Origin of the sequence: Streptomyces sp. NPDC057474 (genome assembly GCF_042802555.1) — a bacterium.
Lineage (GTDB): Bacteria > Actinomycetota > Actinomycetes > Streptomycetales > Streptomycetaceae > Streptomyces.
Genome location: NZ_JBHVDX010000099.1, coordinates 17,868 through 34,096, shown reverse-complemented (window position 1 = coordinate 34,096; position 16,229 = coordinate 17,868). Strand labels below are relative to the sequence as shown.

15 protein-coding genes are annotated in these 16,229 nt (G+C 69.8%); 11 read left to right on the top strand and 4 right to left on the bottom strand.

What is annotated here, in order from left to right; genetic code table 11:
* Positions 1-121: 121 nt before the first annotated feature.
* Positions 122-607: a ribose-5-phosphate isomerase gene (locus tag ACFU53_RS25760; RefSeq protein WP_383996866.1), complete on the bottom strand. Its 486-nt coding sequence runs from the start codon at positions 605-607 to the stop codon at positions 122-124.
* A gap of 276 nt (positions 608-883) precedes the next feature.
* On the opposite strand from ACFU53_RS25760, the gene ACFU53_RS25755 reads away from it, so the two are divergent.
* Positions 884-2,341, top strand: coding sequence for an amino acid permease (locus ACFU53_RS25755; RefSeq protein WP_383996863.1), 1,458 nt, complete (start codon positions 884-886; stop codon positions 2,339-2,341).
* A gap of 141 nt (positions 2,342-2,482) precedes the next feature.
* Here the strand turns inward: ACFU53_RS25755 and ACFU53_RS25750 are convergent, their stop codons facing one another.
* Entirely contained in the window at positions 2,483-4,786 is a 2,304-nt protein-coding gene (locus ACFU53_RS25750) for a protein kinase (protein ID WP_383996860.1), read from the bottom strand.
* 250 nt (positions 4,787-5,036) lie between these two features.
* Here ACFU53_RS25750 and ACFU53_RS25745 point away from each other — a divergent pair, with 250 nt between their 5' ends.
* Both ACFU53_RS25745 and ACFU53_RS25740 read left to right on the top strand, forming a co-directional pair.
* On the top strand, positions 5,037-5,807 hold the full coding sequence (locus ACFU53_RS25745) for a cell wall protein (RefSeq protein WP_383996857.1): 771 nt from the start codon (positions 5,037-5,039) through the stop codon (positions 5,805-5,807).
* Between the two features lie 83 nt (positions 5,808-5,890).
* A complete protein-coding gene (locus tag ACFU53_RS25740) occupies positions 5,891-6,205 on the top strand; it encodes a hypothetical protein (RefSeq protein WP_383996855.1) in 315 nt (104 codons plus the stop codon).
* A gap of 33 nt (positions 6,206-6,238) precedes the next feature.
* Here ACFU53_RS25740 and ACFU53_RS25735 read toward each other — a convergent pair whose 3' ends face one another.
* Positions 6,239-6,823, bottom strand: a complete 585-nt coding sequence (locus tag ACFU53_RS25735) for a biotin transporter BioY (RefSeq protein WP_383996852.1) — start codon at positions 6,821-6,823, stop codon at positions 6,239-6,241.
* A 462-nt stretch (positions 6,824-7,285) separates the two neighbouring features.
* Between ACFU53_RS25735 and ACFU53_RS25730 the strand changes: the two genes are divergently transcribed.
* The 8 genes from ACFU53_RS25730 (at position 7,286) to ACFU53_RS25695 (ending at position 15,405) form a co-directional block, all read left to right on the top strand.
* Positions 7,286-8,545: an ROK family protein gene (locus ACFU53_RS25730; protein WP_383996848.1), complete on the top strand. Its 1,260-nt coding sequence runs from the start codon at positions 7,286-7,288 to the stop codon at positions 8,543-8,545.
* A gap of 277 nt (positions 8,546-8,822) precedes the next feature.
* A complete protein-coding gene (locus ACFU53_RS25725; RefSeq protein ID WP_383996845.1) occupies positions 8,823-9,887 on the top strand; it encodes an ABC transporter substrate-binding protein in 1,065 nt (354 codons plus the stop codon).
* Positions 9,884-10,879, top strand: coding sequence for an ABC transporter permease (locus tag ACFU53_RS25720; RefSeq protein WP_383996843.1), 996 nt, complete (start codon positions 9,884-9,886; stop codon positions 10,877-10,879). Before ACFU53_RS25725 ends, ACFU53_RS25720 begins: the two co-directional genes overlap by 4 nt.
* Positions 10,855-11,661, top strand: coding sequence for an ABC transporter ATP-binding protein (locus tag ACFU53_RS25715; RefSeq protein WP_383996840.1), 807 nt, complete (start codon positions 10,855-10,857; stop codon positions 11,659-11,661). The genes ACFU53_RS25720 and ACFU53_RS25715 overlap by 25 nt, the downstream gene beginning before the upstream one ends.
* Before the next feature lie 17 nt (positions 11,662-11,678).
* Positions 11,679-13,025, top strand: coding sequence for an LLM class flavin-dependent oxidoreductase (locus ACFU53_RS25710; RefSeq protein WP_383996837.1), 1,347 nt, complete (start codon positions 11,679-11,681; stop codon positions 13,023-13,025).
* A 16-nt stretch (positions 13,026-13,041) separates the two neighbouring features.
* Complete coding sequence (locus tag ACFU53_RS25705; RefSeq protein WP_383996834.1) at positions 13,042-13,953, top strand: TauD/TfdA dioxygenase family protein; 912 nt, start codon at positions 13,042-13,044, stop codon at positions 13,951-13,953.
* Positions 13,954-14,310: 357 nt separating this feature from the next.
* The gene (locus ACFU53_RS25700) at positions 14,311-14,952 is read left to right on the top strand and encodes a superoxide dismutase (RefSeq protein ID WP_383996831.1); all 642 of its coding nucleotides are present in this window, start codon (positions 14,311-14,313) and stop codon (positions 14,950-14,952) included.
* 234 nt (positions 14,953-15,186) lie between these two features.
* The gene (locus ACFU53_RS25695; protein ID WP_383996828.1) at positions 15,187-15,405 is read left to right on the top strand and encodes a hypothetical protein; all 219 of its coding nucleotides are present in this window, start codon (positions 15,187-15,189) and stop codon (positions 15,403-15,405) included.
* 9 nt (positions 15,406-15,414) lie between these two features.
* On the opposite strand, the gene ACFU53_RS25690 is transcribed toward ACFU53_RS25695, so the two are convergent.
* A complete protein-coding gene (locus ACFU53_RS25690; RefSeq protein ID WP_383996825.1) occupies positions 15,415-16,068 on the bottom strand; it encodes a DsbA family protein in 654 nt (217 codons plus the stop codon).
* Between the last annotated feature and the right edge of the window lie 161 nt (positions 16,069-16,229).

Genomic DNA, 16,229 nt, shown 5'->3' with positions numbered 1-16,229 from the left:
CCTTGAAAGCACCGGGTGCGCCCCATGCCGGTAAGAGGCGCGGGGAACTGCGCGAGCGACCACACACGACCCGCAGCCGCCTTACGAGATCGGTCTCCCGAGTTCGTTGGCGGCCAAAGAACTACGGCTGGGGGTGGTGCGCCGGGATCGGGGGCAGGTCGCCGGTGGTCTCGTAGGAAGCCAGCATGTCGATGCGGCGGATGTGGCGCTCGTCGCCGGAGAACGGGGTGTTGAGGAAGGTCTCGACGAACTTGGTCGCATCTTCCTCGGAGTGCATGCGGGCGCCGACGGCGACGACGTTCGCGTTGTTGTGCTCGCGGCCCAGCGCGGCGGTCTCGGCGCTCCACGCGAGCGCGGCGCGAACTCCGGCCACCTTGTTCGCGGCGATCTGCTCCCCGTTGCCGGAACCGCCGATGACGATGCCGAGAGACCCGGGGTCCGCGGCCGTGCGCTCCGCCGCGCGGAGGCAGAACGGCGGGTAGTCGTCCTGAGCGTCGTAGATGTGGGGCCCGCAGTCGACGGGCTCGTGGCCGGCGGCCTTCAGCCACTCCACGAGGTGGTTCTTGAGTTCGTATCCGGCGTGATCCGAGCCGAGGTAGACGCGCATGGTCCGAGTGTGACACGCGTGTTTCGGTGCGGCACTACGGGGTGCGGACACGCGAAACCGTGAGCTGCGCCACGGAACCTCAAGTAAACCTCAAGTAACAATCTGGATTCAAAGGTTCAGGAATCCTTTTACCTCCGATTCACTGGACCGATCTTTACAGCGGCTCACCCGGCCCCCATCCGTCGACTCTCGTTTCCCGCTCTTACGAGAGTCGATCGGGGAGTCGCTGGGCAGACGCACGGAAGTCCCCACAACGGCGCAAAGGAAACTCCCCCCATGACCTCGCAGCCGACTCTGCCGTCCCAGACGGACACCTCAGGCTCCTCCTCTCCCCCCTCCCCCGGTCTCCACGCCGGTCTCAAGAACCGTCATCTGTCGATGATCGCGATCGGTGGTGTGATCGGGGCCGGTCTGTTCGTCGGGTCGAGTTCCGGTATCAGGACCGCCGGACCCGGCATCCTCCTGTCGTACGCGCTCGTCGGCACGATGGTGGTGCTGGTGATGCGGATGCTCGGCGAGATGTCCGCCGCCAACCCGACGTCGGGTTCGTTCTCGGCCCATGCCGACCGCGCGCTCGGGCGCTGGGCCGGGTTCTCGATCGGCTGGCTGTACTGGTTCTTCTGGGTCGTCGTGCTCGCGGTCGAGGCGACCGCGGGTGCGGTGATCCTGGAGGGCTGGATGCCGGCGGTGCCGCAGTGGGGCTGGGCGCTGATCGTGATGGTCGTACTGACCGCCACGAACCTGGTCTCGGTCGGCTCCTACGGTGAGTTCGAGTTCTGGTTCGCCGGGATCAAGGTCGTCGCGATAGCCGCGTTCATCGTGGTGGGCGGTCTCGCGGTGTTCGGGCTGCTGCCGGGGGCCGACACCGACAAGGCCGGGCTGTCCAACCTGACCGACCACGGCGGGTTCCTGCCCAACGGTGCGGGCGCGATCCTCATCGGCGTGCTGCTGGTCGTCTTCTCCTTCATGGGCAGCGAGATCGCCACGCTGGCCGCCGGGGAGACGGAGAACCCGCAGAAGGCGATCACCAAGTCCACCAACAGCATCATCTGGCGGATCGGCGTCTTCTACCTCGGTTCGATCTTCGTCGTGGTGACGCTGCTGCCGTGGAACGACCCGTCGATCAAGGAGAAGGGCTCCTACGTCGCCGCCCTGGACTCCCTCGGGATCGCGCACGCCGGTCAGATCATGAACTTCATCGTGCTGACGTCGGTGCTGTCCTGTCTGAACTCCGGTCTGTACACCGCGTCGCGGATGGCGTTCTCGCTGGGTCAGCGCGGGGACGCGCCGCGCGCTTTCGGCCGTACGAACGCGCGGGGTGTGCCGATGGCCGCGATCCTCTCCTCGGTCGTCTTCGGGTTCGTCGCCGTCATCTTCAACTACTTCTTCCCCGAGGGTGTCTTCCTCTTCCTGGTCAACTCCTCCGGCGCGGTCGCCCTGTTCGTGTGGCTCGTCATCTGCTTCTCGCAGCTGCGCATGCGGCGGATCATCGAGCGTGAGACGCCGGAGAAGCTCGTCGTGAAGATGTGGCTGTACCCGTATCTGACGTGGGCCACGATCGGGCTGATCCTCTTCGTCCTCGGCTACATGCTCACCGACAGCGAGCACGGCAACCGCGAGATCCTGCTGCTGTCGCTGCTGGTCGCGGCGGTCGTCGTCGGCATCGCGATCGTCAAGGAGAAGATCGGCGGCCGGAAGGCCACCACCGCCGAGGTGGCCGACAAGGTGCACTGAGCGCGGGGCGGTCGAGCCCGTTCCAGAGTTCCGAGGTGCGGAGGTGGGGTCCGGTGGCGGTTCGTACGCCGGGCCCCTTCTCGTCGTCCGGGACGCTCACGGGCGGGATGCTCACGGGCGGGACGTTCACGGGCGGGACGTTCACAGGGGTGTGAAGCTCTTCTCGACCTTCTCGTAGACGGGGAGGGCGCGGTCCTCGATGTCGGGGTGGTACCAGGTGGTGAGCTGGTAGGACTTGCCGCCGGTGTCGAAGCCCAGGGAGCGGACGTGCCAGGGCAGTTCCTGGGCCGTGACGGTGTACTCCCACACGACGGCGGGCTCGCCCCGGAACTCGGTCTCCTCCAGGCGGATCCGGTCGTATCCCGGCCCCTCGCTGGTGCTTTTCTCCTTCTTCTGCCACTGCTCCAGAAGGTCGCCGCGCGCGAGGGAGGCCTTGCCGACGATCTCCTGCCGGGCGTCGGGCGAGGTGTAGTGCACCTCGGCACCGGCGTGCACCTCGCGCGAGAACCCCTCCGGCGGCACCCAGGCGAACACACCGGCCTCCGTACGGGCGCCGGGCGGCAGCTTGGGCGGGCGGGAGGTGCCGGCGACGGTGGGGGGCGGGCTGGAGGGGGAGGCCGAGGAGGCCGAGGAAGAAGCCTGGTCGTCCTTGTCGTCGGGCGAGCCGCCCATCGTCGGTACGACGACTGCGGCGACGGCGGCTGTCCCGGCCACGGCGGCGGCCGCGATGAGGCCGATGCGGCGCCTGTTCCGCCGATGTTCCGTAGGACCCGTAGGACCCGTGGAGGTGGCGGGAGTGCCGGCGGTTTCGGCGGTTTCGGGGCTCGTGGGGCCGGCGGGTTCCGTGGGTTCGGCGGGCTTCGTGCGCCTCGACGGCACGGGTGTGCCCAGTAGTTCGCCGGGCGGCATGGGAGTGGGCCTGGGCTGTGTCGGCAGTTCGCTTCCGCCGGGGGGCTTCGGCGCGCCCTCCGAGGGGAGTTCGGAGGTGCTCGCGGGCGGGGCCTCGGAGGAGGCGTTTGCGGGCTCGGGCGGGGGGCTCAGGTAGGGGTTTTCGGGGACCGCCGGGCGCTGGGAGGCGAAGGGCGGAGGGGGTGGGAGGGGTGTGCGGTTGAGGACGGGGGTGGTGACGCGGTCGGGTTCGGGGGTGGGGGGCTCGGTGCCGGATGCGAGGTGGGGAGTGGGCGCGGGCCGGGGCTCGGGGGGCGGCCCGGGATCGGGGGCCGGCCGGGGCTTCGGGGTCTGTGCCGGTACCGGCTCCGATCGTGGCCCGGATGCGGGATCGGGTTCGGGCCGGTTCAGTAGCGTCGGCGTCGGCTGTACCGGGGTGGGGCGTGCGGTGGGAGCGGGGTCCCGTGCGGGCTCCGGCGTCTTCGCCTCGGGTTCTTGGAAGCTACCGGCCGACGGATCCGCGACACCGGTCACGGGACCCGGCCTTCCGGCCACAGGTTCACCGAACCCGGCCACGGACTCCGAGACTCCGGCCCCCGGCTCCTCGCTCCCGGCCGCCGCCTCCCCGGCCCCGGCCCCGATCCCGGCCCCGGTCCCGGTCCCCGGCTGCCCTGCCCCGGCGGCCACCCCTCCGCCACCGGCCGACTGCCTCTCCCCCGTGCCCCAAAGACTTGGCTCCCCCGACCCCGTCCCCGTGGCCGTAGGCGCGGCCGTTGCCGGGCTCGTGGGCGTGGGCTTCGGCGGGCTCGTGGCGATGGCGCGGAGCACGTCGGTGAGTTCGTCCAGGCCGGGGCGGGCCTCCGGTTGTTTCAGGAGGAGGGCGGCCAGGATGTCGTGGAGAGCGCCTGCGGTGGTGGGGAGTTCCGGCTCCTCGTAGAGGACGGCGTGGAGGGTGGCGAGGGTGGTGGAGCGGGAGAAGGGGGAGCGGCCGCCGAGGGCGGCGCAGAGGGTGGCGCCGAGGGACCAGAGGTCGGAGGGCGGGCCCTGGAGGCGGCCGGAGACGCGCTCGGGGGCCATGTAGTCGGGGGAGCCGACGAGCATGCCGGCCATGGTGAGGGCCTCGGCGTTCTGGATGGCGGCGATGCCGAAGTCGGTGAGGACGGCCTGGTGGGCGCCCACGCGCTTGACGAGGACGTTGGCCGGTTTGATGTCGCGGTGGAGGACGCCCTGGGCGTGCACCTGGCCCAGCGCGTCGACGAGTTCGAGGCCGATCCGGGCCGTGTCGCGCACGTCCAGGGGGCCGTCCTCCGCCACGAGCCGTTCCAGGGAGCGGCCGTCGACCAGTTCCATGACGATCCAGAGCCGCTCGCCCGCGTCGACCACGTCGTAGATGCGTACGACGTTGGGGTGGTCGATACGGGCCGTGGCCCTGGCCTCCCGCAGGGTTCGCTCGCGTCGGGTGCGGCTGTCCTCCGGGTCGAGGCCGTCGATGCGCATTTCCTTGACGGCGACCTGTCGGTCGAGTATTTCGTCGGTGGCCCGCCAGACCCGGCCCATTCCACCTTGGCCGATACTTTCGACCAGCCGATAACGGCCGGTCACCATAAGACCCGGAACACCGCCCCGCGTTATTTCCGGCACCCCAATGCCCCCCTTCAACAACTGACCGCACATGCCACAGAAGAACCAAAAAGTCGCGCATTGGTCACACTTCGTGCCGCACCAGCATAGTGCCGAGAAATCTTGTGGTACCTCTTCATAGGCCGTGAATTCAGGCACGGCCAGGGGGACGCAAGGGGGATGGAACATGAGTTCTCATCGCAAGGCCGCCATCGTCGGATCGCTGCTCACCGCGTCGTTCACGTCGGTGATGATCCTCGGCTTCACGGCGTCGGCGGGTGACGAGGGGGGATTGAGCAATCATGGCGGAAAGGCCATGGACGCGGCACCGGAAGGAGTGAAACTGTCCACGCTGCTGTCCAAGGAGATCAAAGTCGACAACAAGTCCAAGGAGACGGATATCACCGGCGTCGTCAAGAACGAGGGCAGCAAGGCGAGCGGGGAAATCCGATTGCTTGTGGTCGGTTTTGACGGCATGACGGTCAAGAACGTCGAAGGCTGTTCGGCCATCCCCGAGGGGGATCTTCCCGACGGCGCGAACAGCGGTTTCGCGTGCGCGATCGACGATCTGGCAGCCGGAAAGTCGAAGACCTACGCGATCGACGCCACGTACGACCTGAGCAAGCAGGGCAAGATCTGTCTGCCGGTCCAGAACCCCGACGGTTCGAAGACCTTCTGGCAGCAGGGCCCGGTCCCGTTCGGCACGACCAACCAGTCGCCCAACGAGCCCGCCACGCCGCTGCTGCTCGGCACCGACAACAGCCCGGTCACCCCCGGCAGCGGTGACGGCGACAGTGACGGGGGCGGCGGCGGGGGGAAGGACGACAAGCCGGACGAGCTGCCCCAGACCGGTCCGGACGACCGTGTCCTGCCGCTCGGCATGGCCGGCACCGCGCTCGTCTCGGCCGGCGCGGCGGGCCTGTGGTGGAACCACCGGCGGGCCCGGCAGGAGTCCTGACCCACCGAGCGCGGTGTGCTGAGCGAGCTGGGCGTCGAGGCCGTGGACGAGGTGCTCGCGCGGACCGGGCCGAGGCGGACGCGATGTGTGTCGTGCAGGTCAACCAGCTGGGCGAGGCGCTCGCGAAGCCCGCGCCCAACCCGGTGCCGTACCGCGAAGGGCGGTTCCTGGTGCGGCTGGTGGCGATGGCCGAGTGGGAGCCCGCCCGGCGGATCCTCGACCCGGCGTTCGATGTGGTGCGGCCCTGGACGCTGGGGCGGGCGGTCGACTTCGCGTTCGGCGCCGGGGGTCGGGGCGCGGGGCTGTACGACCCCCCGAACGCGGAAGAGACTCGCCGTGGTGCGGTCGGAGTACGACCCGGCGAACCTCTTCGGAGAGGTTACGGCGTCACTTCTTGAGCGGCGCCTCCTCGGCGGTGCTGTGCTACGGCGTCACTTCCTCAGCAGCTTCCATGCCGTCGGCAGCAGCCCCATGGCCAGGGCGACCTTGATGGCGTCGCCGAGCAGGAAGGGGGTGAGGCCGACCGCGACGGCGGAGGAGAGGCTGATGTCGGCGGTGGCGGCGAGGTACGGGACGCCCACGGCGTAGATGATCGCCTCGCCGACGAGCATCGTGCCCGCCATACGCAGTGTGGAGCGGTCGCCGCCGCGGCGGGCCAGGGCACCCACGGCGGCGACGGCGAGGATCATGCCGAGGATGTAGCCGAAGGAGACGCCGACACCGGAGGTGCCGTTCGCGAACCACGGCATACCGACAAGACCGGCCAGCGCGTACAGGGCGAGCGAGGCGACACCGCGGCCCGCGCCGAGGGTGGTACCCACGAGCAGGGCTGCGAAGGTCTGGCCGGTGACCGGGACCGGGGAGCCCGGTACGGGCACGGCGATCTGGGCGGCGAGCCCGGTGAGCGCGGCGCCGCCGACCACGAGCGCGATGTCACGGACGCGGACGCTGGAGACGGGGAGGAGGTCGGCGAGAACCTCGCCGGGGCGGGCTGACGTGGCGGCGGCGGTGCTCATGTTCGGGCTCACTCCGGCGGGTGAAGACGGCGGGGACACGGTGACGCTATCCCAGGCCCCTCGCGCCGGACACCGTCAGCGCTCGACAAAGGGGGGAACGACGGCTTGGTGGACTTCCCACAAAGGATGCGTGTTACACCCGGTACGGCGTGACGCCGGTCACTGAGGTGACGTGGCTTCGGCCATGAGGGGGCGTCACGTCGAGTCTGTAGGGTTTCGCCAATCCGGTCGGCTACGTGGACAGGTGCCGTCTCGCCCGTCGGTCGCCGTCTGGGCAGCGGTGGCCCGTTTTGCTAGCTTCGAGCGCATGGTTGCTCAAGCCCGGTACTTCTCGTCGCGTCGCTACGTCGACCTGCGACGCGTGGGCACGGCCACCTGTCGCCGCCCCGGGTGAGGCGGCTCCGGCGCGCCTCGCCTTTTCGAGACGGCGCAGTGTCGGACCCGTTCCCGAGGATGATCGCCATGCCCCATGCCGCGGCAGCACCCACCCTTTACGCTCCCCCTCCTTCTGCTCTCACGTCTCGCGCTTCGTCTCCCGTACCGCGTGTCGCCGACAGTGACCGGCGGCGGACCAGCGCCAGCGTGGTGCTGCGGTCCGTGCTGGAGCACGGGCCCGTGGCGCGCAGCACCATCGCCCGGGTGACCGGGCTGTCGCCGGCCTCTGTGACCGACTACTGCGCCCGGTTCACGGGGCTCGGTCTCATCCGTGAGGCCGAACCGCCCCGGCGGGCCAAGGGGGTGGGGCGCCCGCACGTGCCCCTCGACCTGGACGACTCGCGGTTCGTGGTGGGTGGTGTGCATGTGGCCGTGCCGTACACGACGGTCGCGCTGCTCGATCTGCGCGGACGGGTGGTCGTGGAGCGGCAGGTGAAGCACGGGTCCACCGACCCCGCCCCGGTCCTGGCGCGGGCCGCCGACGAACTCCGGGCCCTGCTGGACGCGGCGCCGGCCTGCCGGGCCCTGGCCGTCGGCTTCGCGGCCGGTGGCTGGGTGGACCGGGAGACCGGGACCGTCGTCGAGCATCCGCTGCTGGGCTGGCGCGAGGTGCCGGTGCGGGAGATACTCGGCGCCCTGACCGGGCTGCCGGTCCATGTGGACGGGCACGCGCGGGCGTTGGTGGGCGCCGAGCAGCTGTTCGGGCGGGCGCGTGGCAGCCGGAGTGTGCTGCACCTGTTCGTCGGCAACGTGGTCGACGCGGCGTTCGCGACCAACGACGAGGTGCACCACGGGCCCCGCTCGCAGGCCGGGGCGATCGCCCATCTGCCGTTGCCCGGCGGTACGGAGCCCTGCGACTGCGGTCGGGTCGGCTGCCTCCAGGCCGAGTTGAGCGAGCGGACCCTGTGCCGGCGGGCGCGGGCAGCCGGGGTCATCGACGGGGTGAACCCGATGCGGGTGCTGGACGCGGCGGCGGGCGGTGACGCGACGGCCGTACGGCTGCTGGTGGAGCGGGCGCGGATGGTGGGGCGGGCGGCGGAGCTGCTGCTCGACGTGCTGAACCCGGAGACCGTGGTCGTCACCGAGATCGGGATCATCGGCCGGGAGGACTGCCTCGCCGCGTTGCGGGAGGCCGTCGGGGCGGACCGGGCGGCGGCCGTGGGGCCGACGAGTTTCCCCGAATCCGTGCTGGCCACGGCGGGCGGGGCGGTGACTCTGGACGTGCTCTACCGGGACCCGCTGGGAGCCGTGGCGCGTCTCGACCACGCCTCGGCAGAGGCCAGTTAATTCAGAAACTCCGAATGTTGACAGACAATACCGAAGACCGGGAACATCGTATTCATGCTGCTCACGAGTTGTCGCACCCTCTGTTGCTGACACGTTGACGTACCGGAGTGCCCATCGCACTCCGGCCGACGCGGCACTTCTTCCTGCGTGAATTCTCCTTCCGCAGCTTCCTTGTGTCTCTGCCTCTGTCTCTGTCTCTGTCTCTGTCCGCTTCCGCGGATTTCTTCTGTGCACGATTTCGTGCGCCTTCCCACCGTTTCCCTCTGGGGGTCCTCCCATGCCTTCTTCCGCCGCGCCCGGTTTCGACCGGCGACTCTTCCTCACCTCTCTCCTCGGCGTCACGGCCGCGGCGGCCGGGCTGAGCGGCTGCGCCGACAGCAGTGCGGCGACCGCCCGTACGGCCGCGGACGCGCCGCTGCCCACCAAGGTTCCCTCGGGTACGAGCCTGAAGATCGCCTCCTTCCAGAATCAGCAGGAGTTGCAGCTCGAGCTCGCGAAACTCGACGATCTGCCTTTCACGGTGAGCAGTTGGGCGAACATCGGCGCAGGACCCGATGTCATCAACGCCTTCCGGGCGGGGTCGCTGGACGTCGCCAACAACGCGGGGATTCCGCCGATCCAGGCGCATTACCAGGGATACGACGCGAAGATCGTCGCGATCAACGTCACCCGGAAGCCGAACTATCTCTTCGCCACAAAACCCGGCAGCGACATCGCCTCGGTCGAGGATTTCCGGGGCAAGAAGCTCGCCTTCTCGCAGGGGCAGGCGCAGGGCGTCGTACTTCTGCGGGCGTTGAAGGAAGCGGGGCTCGCGTACGACGACGCGGAGCTCGTCCCGCTGACCAGCAACCAGTTCCTGACGGCCCTGCAGTCGGGCCAGGTGGATGTCGCGCCGCTCGCCAACCAGCAGGCGCCCGCCTATCTGCAGCAGTACGGGTCCAAGGGCGCCCACACGATCCCCACCGACGTGGTGGACCTGCTCAACCTGCTGTGGGCGCCGGCCTCCGTGCTGAGCGACTCCGAGAAGGTGGCCGCCGTCGCCGCGTACATCCCGTACTGGGCGAAGGGCGCGGTCTGGCAGTACGAGAACCCGGACATCTGGAACGAGGAGTTCTACGTGAAGACCCAGAACCTGACGCTCGCCCAGGCCGAGTCGATCACCGAGCTCGCCAACAAGCCGCTGTTCCCGCCGAGTTGGGACGAGTCGATCAAATGGGAGCAGGAGACCGCGGATCTGCTGGCGGAGGGCGGCTTCGTGAAGAAGTTCGACGTCGACACGCTCTTCGACCGGCGGTTCGAGGGGATCGCGGCGAAGGCCGTGCCCGCGGAGTACCGGAAGTGAGCGCCGTGACCACGGGTGCCTCGACGACCACCGGGGGCACCTCCACCGCCGACGCATCCTCCACCACCGCCGACGCCGCGTCCATCGCCACTGCCACCGCCCCTGCCACCGCTGCCACCGCTGCCACCGCTGCCACCGCTGCCACCGCTGCCGCCCCTGCCACCGCTGCCGCCCCCGCCGCTGTCGTCGCCGAGAAGGCGACCCAGGTCCGCAGGCGTCGGCGTCTCTCCCCCGGTAAGCGGCTGCCCGCCTCCCGGCTCGTCGGGCCGGTGCTGTTCCTCGCCCTCTGGGCCGTCGCCTCCGCCGCCGGGCAACTCGATCCGGCGGCGATCCCGGCGCCCTGGACCGTGCTCGAGACAGCCGTGCATCTGTGGACCGACGGGACGCTGACGACGGACATCGTGACCTCGTTGCAGCGGGCCGGATTCGGGTTCGTGATCGGGCTGACCGCCGGTGTCACGCTCGCCCTGGCCTCCGGGCTCAGCCGGGTCGGCGAGGCGCTGATCGACGGGACCGTGCAGCTCAACCGGGCGATCCCGACCCTGGGTCTGATCCCGCTGTTCATCCTCTGGCTGGGCATCGGTGAGACCTTCAAGATCGCGATCATCGCCATCGTCGTCTACATCCCGATCTACCTCAACACGCATGCCGCGCTGGCCGGGATCGACAGCCGCTTCGTCGAACTCGCCGAGGTCCAGGGCCTGTCGAGGCTCCAGTTCGTCCGGCAGATCGTCATCCCCGGCGCGCTGCCCGGGTTCTTCGTGGGCCTGCGGCTCGGGGTGACCGGCTCCTGGCTGGGCCTGGTCGTGCTGGAACAGATCAACGCCACCAACGGACTCGGCTACATGATGTTCCAGGCCCAGAACTACGGCCAGAGCGACGTGATCCTCGTCGGCCTGGTCGTCTACGGGATCTTCGGCCTGATCTCCGACAGCGCGGTCCGTCTCATCGAACGGAGGGTGCTGTCATGGCGACGCACGCTGAGCAGCTGACGACCACCGGGCGGCCGACCACCCCTGAGCCGCAGGCCGCCCCCGAGTCACCGACGGCGACGGCCACAGCCACCCAGCCTGCCGTGCAACTCCGGGAACTCACCCGGTCGTTCGACGGGCGCAAGGTCCTCGACGGCGTCGACCTCGACATCCCCGCCGGGCAGTTCGTCGCCCTGCTCGGGCACAGCGGCTCCGGCAAGAGCACGCTGCTGCGGGCGGTCGCCGGGCTCGACCACGAGGTGGTGGGCAGCGGCCGGCTCACCGCGCCGGCCCGGGTGTCCGTCGTCTTCCAGGACTCCCGGCTGCTGCCCTGGCGCCGGGTCCTCGACAACGTACTGCTCGGCGCGGACGGCAAGGCGGCCGCCGACAGGGGCCGCGAGGCCCTCGCCGAGGTGGGCCTGAAGGGCCGTGAGCGCGCCTGGCCGAACGAGCTGTCCGGCGGCGAGGCCCAGCGCGCGGCACTGGCCCGCTCCCTCGTCCGCGACCCCGAACTGCTGCTGGCCGACGAACCGTTCGGCGCCCTGGACGCGCTCACCCGGATCAGGATGCACACCCTGCTCAGGCAGCTGTGGGAGCACCACAGGCCCTCCGTCCTGCTCGTCACCCACGACGTCGACGAGGCGATCGTGCTCGCCGACCGGGTCCTCGTGCTCGAAGAGGGCCGCATCGGCCTCGACCTGACCATCGACCGCCCGCACCCGCGCACGTACCGGGACCCCCTGCTGGGCGAGTACCGCGAGCGGCTGCTGACCGCGCTCGGTGTGAAAGAGGATCACCAGTGACTCGGGAGAACAGACAAGTGCCCGCACGACAGCTTCACCTCAACGCGTTCCTGATGAACACCGGCCACCACGAGGCGTCGTGGCGGCTGCCGGAGTCCGACCCGTACGCGCACGTCGAGCTGGACCACTACGTACGGCTGGCCCGGATCGCGGAGCGCGGCACGTTCGACTCGCTCTTCCTGGCCGACGGGCCACAGCTGTGGGGCAGCGTGGGCCAGCGTCCGGCGGGCGCCCTGGAACCGCTCACCCTGCTGACGGCGCTGGCGACGGCCACCGAGCACATCGGTCTGATCGCCACCGCCTCCACGTCCTACAACTCCCCCTACAACCTCGCCCGCAAGTTCGCCTCGCTCGACATCCTCAGCAGCGGCCGGGCCGGCTGGAACATCGTCACCACCGCCGGCGCGGAGGCCGCCCGCAACTTCGGGCTCGACGCCGAGCCCGCGCACGCCCAGCGGTACGCGCGGGCCGCCGAGTTCCTCGACGTGGCCCTGAAGCTCTGGGACAGCTGGGAGGACGACGCGATCGTCGCCGACAAGGCGTCCGGCGTCTGGGCCGACGACACGAAGATCCATCCGCCCCGGCACAAGGGGACGTACTTCAGCGTCGAGGGCCCGCTCAACGTCCCCCGCACGCCCCAGGGTTACCCGCTGCTCGTGCAGGCGGGGTCGAGCGAGGACGGCAAGGCGTTCGCTGCGCGGTACGCGGAGGCCGTGTTCACCGCGCAGCAGACCATCGAGGACGCACGGGCCTTCTACGCCGACCTCAAGTCCCGTACGGCGGCGGCCGGCCGGGACCCCGAGCACATCAAGGTGCTGCCCGGGATCGTCCCCGTACTCGGGTCGACGGAGGCCGAGGCGCGGGCGGCCGAGCGGGTCCTGGAGGACCACATCGTGTACACGCACGGGGTGGGCAATCTGGAGCGGCTGCTGCAACTGGAGCCGGGCAGCCTGCAGTTGGACGCCCCGCTGCCTGACAGTCTCCCGCCGGAGAGCGCGATCGAGGGCGCCAAGAGCCGCTACACGCTCGTCGTCGAGCTGGCCCGGCGCGACCGGCTCACCGTGCGGGAGCTGATCGGGCGGCTGGGCGGCGGGCGCGGGCACCTGACCTTCGCCGGTACGCCCGAGCAGGTCGCCGACAAGATCGAGAACTGGTTCACGCGGGGGGCGGCCGACGGCTTCAACATCATGCCCGCGGTCCTGCCGTCCGGCCTCGACGCCTTCGTCGAGCACGTCGTCCCGATCCTGCGCGCCCGCGGTCTGCTCCGCAGCGAGTACGGACCGCGCCGGACCCTGCGGGAGCGGTATGGCCTGCCGCGCCCCGCCAACCAGCACGTCAGCACGTCCGCACCCGCCCTCGTCTGATCCGAAAGGACCGCACATGTCCATCGACATCCAGAAGGTCACCGCCGACATCGGCGCTCGCGTCTCCGGCGTGGACATCTCCAAGCCCCTCGACGAGGAGACGGTCGCGGCCCTCCGTGAGGCCCTCAACGTCCACAAGGCGCTCGTCTTCGACGACGTGAATCTCGACGACGAGGGCCACCAGGCCTTCGTCCGTCACTTCGGCGACATCACCACCGCCCACCCGACGGTGGCCGCCGTCGAGGGTGCCGCGAACGTCCTGCCCGTGGACAGTGAGCGGGGGCGCGCCAACCACTGGCACACCGACGTCACGTTCGTCCTCAACCCGCCGCAGGCCACCACCCTGCGCAGCATCACGATCCCGCCGTACGGCGGCGAGACCCTGATCGCGAACGCGGCGGCGGCCTACCGGGACCTGCCCGAGCCGCTGCGGCGGCTGGCCGACGGTCTGTGGGCCGAGCACACCAACGACTACGACTACGCGGTGCCCGAGGAGGAGATCGACGCGGAGCGGGCCGAGCAGCGCGCCCGGTTCACCTCGATCAAGTACCGCACGGCCCACCCGGTCGTCCGCGTCCACCCGCTGACCGGTGAACGCGGGCTGTTCATCGGCGGGTTCGCGCAGCGGATCGTGGGCCTGTCGCTCGGCGAGTCCCGCAAGATCCTCGATCTGCTCCAGTCGTACGTGACCCGGCCGGAGAACGTGCTGCGCCACCGCTGGTCGGAGAACCAGCTCGTCATCTTCGACAACCGCATCACCCAGCACTACGCCATCGACAACTACGACGGTCTGCCGCGCCGGCTCCACCGGGTGACCGTCGCCGGTGACGTGCCGACGGGTATCGAGGGCAAGGAGAGCCACTCGATCGAGGGAGACGCCTCGCACTACACGTCCGTGGCCTCACAGCCAACGCCCCTGGCCGCCTGACCCCGCCACCTCCGTAGCCGCGCGGGCACAGCCGGTGCCGGACGCGCCGGACAGCGAACAGCCCCTCCGTACTCACGGAGGGGCTGTTCAGGCTGATGGTCCGGGAGCCGGGGACGCGGGAGCAGTTGCAGTGCAGGGGCGGGATGACGCTGTTCCTGGCGGCGCTCGGCTACACCCGGCAGCAGAGGGCGCGCGCCGCCCGCTGACACACCTCGGATGCTTCAGGGCCCTCGCGCGGAGGACGGACGGTCGGTTCGCGGGAGGGCCCTTTCGCGTGCCCGAGCACGCCCCTACAGTTTCTTGCTGCTAGCGTGCACTTGCAAGTACTTTGCAATAAGAGGTCGGAGGGGACCCGCCATGCCCGTCTACACGCTTCCCGAACTGCCGTACGACTACTCCGCGCTCACGCCCGTGATCAGCCCCGAGATCATCGAGCTGCACCACGACAAGCACCACGCGGCGTACGTCAAGGGAGCCAACGACACGCTCGACCAGCTCGCGGAGGCGCGGGACAAGGAGACGTGGGGCGCGATCAACGGCCTGGAGAAGAACCTGGCCTTCCACCTCTCCGGCCACATCCTGCACTCGATCTACTGGCAGAACATGAGCGGTGACGGCGGCGGCGAGCCGCTGGCCGCGGACGGCGTGGGCGAGCTGGCGGACGCGATCACCGAGTCCTTCGGCTCCTTCGCCGCGTTCAAGGCCCAGCTGACCAAGGCGTCGGCCACCACCCAGGGCTCCGGCTGGGGCATCCTCGCCTACGAGCCGCTCAGCGGGCGCCTCATCGTCGAGCAGGTCTACGACCACCAGGGCAACGTCGGCCAGGGCTCGACCCCGATCCTCGTCTTCGACGCCTGGGAGCACGCCTTCTACCTCCAGTACAAGAACCAGAAGGTCGACTTCATCGACGCCATGTGGGCCGTCGTCAACTGGCAGGACGTGGCCCGCCGTTACGAGGCCGCCAAGTCCCGCGCGGACGTGTTGCTGCTCACCCCCTGAGGCAGGCACCCACCCAGATGTCCTGCTCGTGATCGTCTTCTCAACCTTCACCGGGCAGGCAGAAAAGGGGAGAACCCCCGCGAGGACGTGACTCGCGGGGGTTCTCGCTTTCCCGGGGCGCCGGAAAACGCCACCGGCGGGACGCGTTCCGGTCTGACGGTTTCCTGAACTTTCGCCCTATGCTCCCGTTTTCCGGCCGGATTCCCGATCCGGCCGACCGGCCCGGGAGGTCGCATGTCGACGAGCTACAAGCACTGCCCGCCTTGTGGAGGAAGCAAGCCCCTGCCGTTCTACGAGGCGGACAAGGAAGTGCGGCAGCACCTTGAGTCCCTGGGGAAGAACCCGGGCGGCTGGTGGCGCTGCGCCAACCACGGCGAGAAGGGGCGCTGCCTGTGGGTCCAGCCGTGGGGCAACCGGAGCGAGGGGCTGACCCTCCCCGAGTCCTTCAGGTGACCCGGGCCGTCAGACCAGGTTGCTGAAGTCCGGGCCCTGGGTCCGGGTGCGCTTGATCTCGTAGAAGCCGGGGACCGAGGCGACGAGGAGGGTGCCGTCCCAGAGCTTGGCGGCTTCCTCGCCCTGGGGGGCGGGGGTGACGACGGGGCCGAAGAAGGCGATCTGCTCGCCGTCGGCGCCGGGGACGGCGATGACGGGGGTGCCGACGTCCTGGCCGACCTTGTCGATGCCCTCCTTGTGGGAGGCGCGCAGCTCGGCCTCGTACGGGGTGGAGTCCCAGTGGTCCATGAGGGACTCGGGCAGACCGACGTCCTTCAGCGAGGCGGCGACGACGTCCTTCTCGATGCCCTGGCCCTGGTTGTGCACACGCGTGCCCATCGCCGTGTAGAGGTCACCGAGCACCTCGGCGCCGTGCTCCTGCTGGGCGGCTATGACGATCCGAACCGGACCCCAGGCCTTGGTCTCCAGCAGCTCGCGGTACTCCTCGGGCAGCTCGTCGATCTTGGGCTCGTTCAGCACCGCGAGGCTCATCACATGCCAGCGGACCTCGATGTCCCGGACCTTCTCCACCTCCAGGACCCATCGCGAAGTCATCCAGGCCCAGGGGCACAGCGGGTCGAACCAGAAGTCGACAGGGGTCTTGCCGGAGGTCTGCTCGGACATGGTTCTCCTCGGAAGGCAGTCGTTAGGGCAGTCGTCTCAGCTGGCAACACCGACGGCCGGGCGTCGCATTCCCACCTGCCCGCCGTCAGGTGCGCATGGCAGGATCGGGCCTGTCCGCATACTGAACACCACCTGAACACCACCCTGAGGGAGTGCCGCCC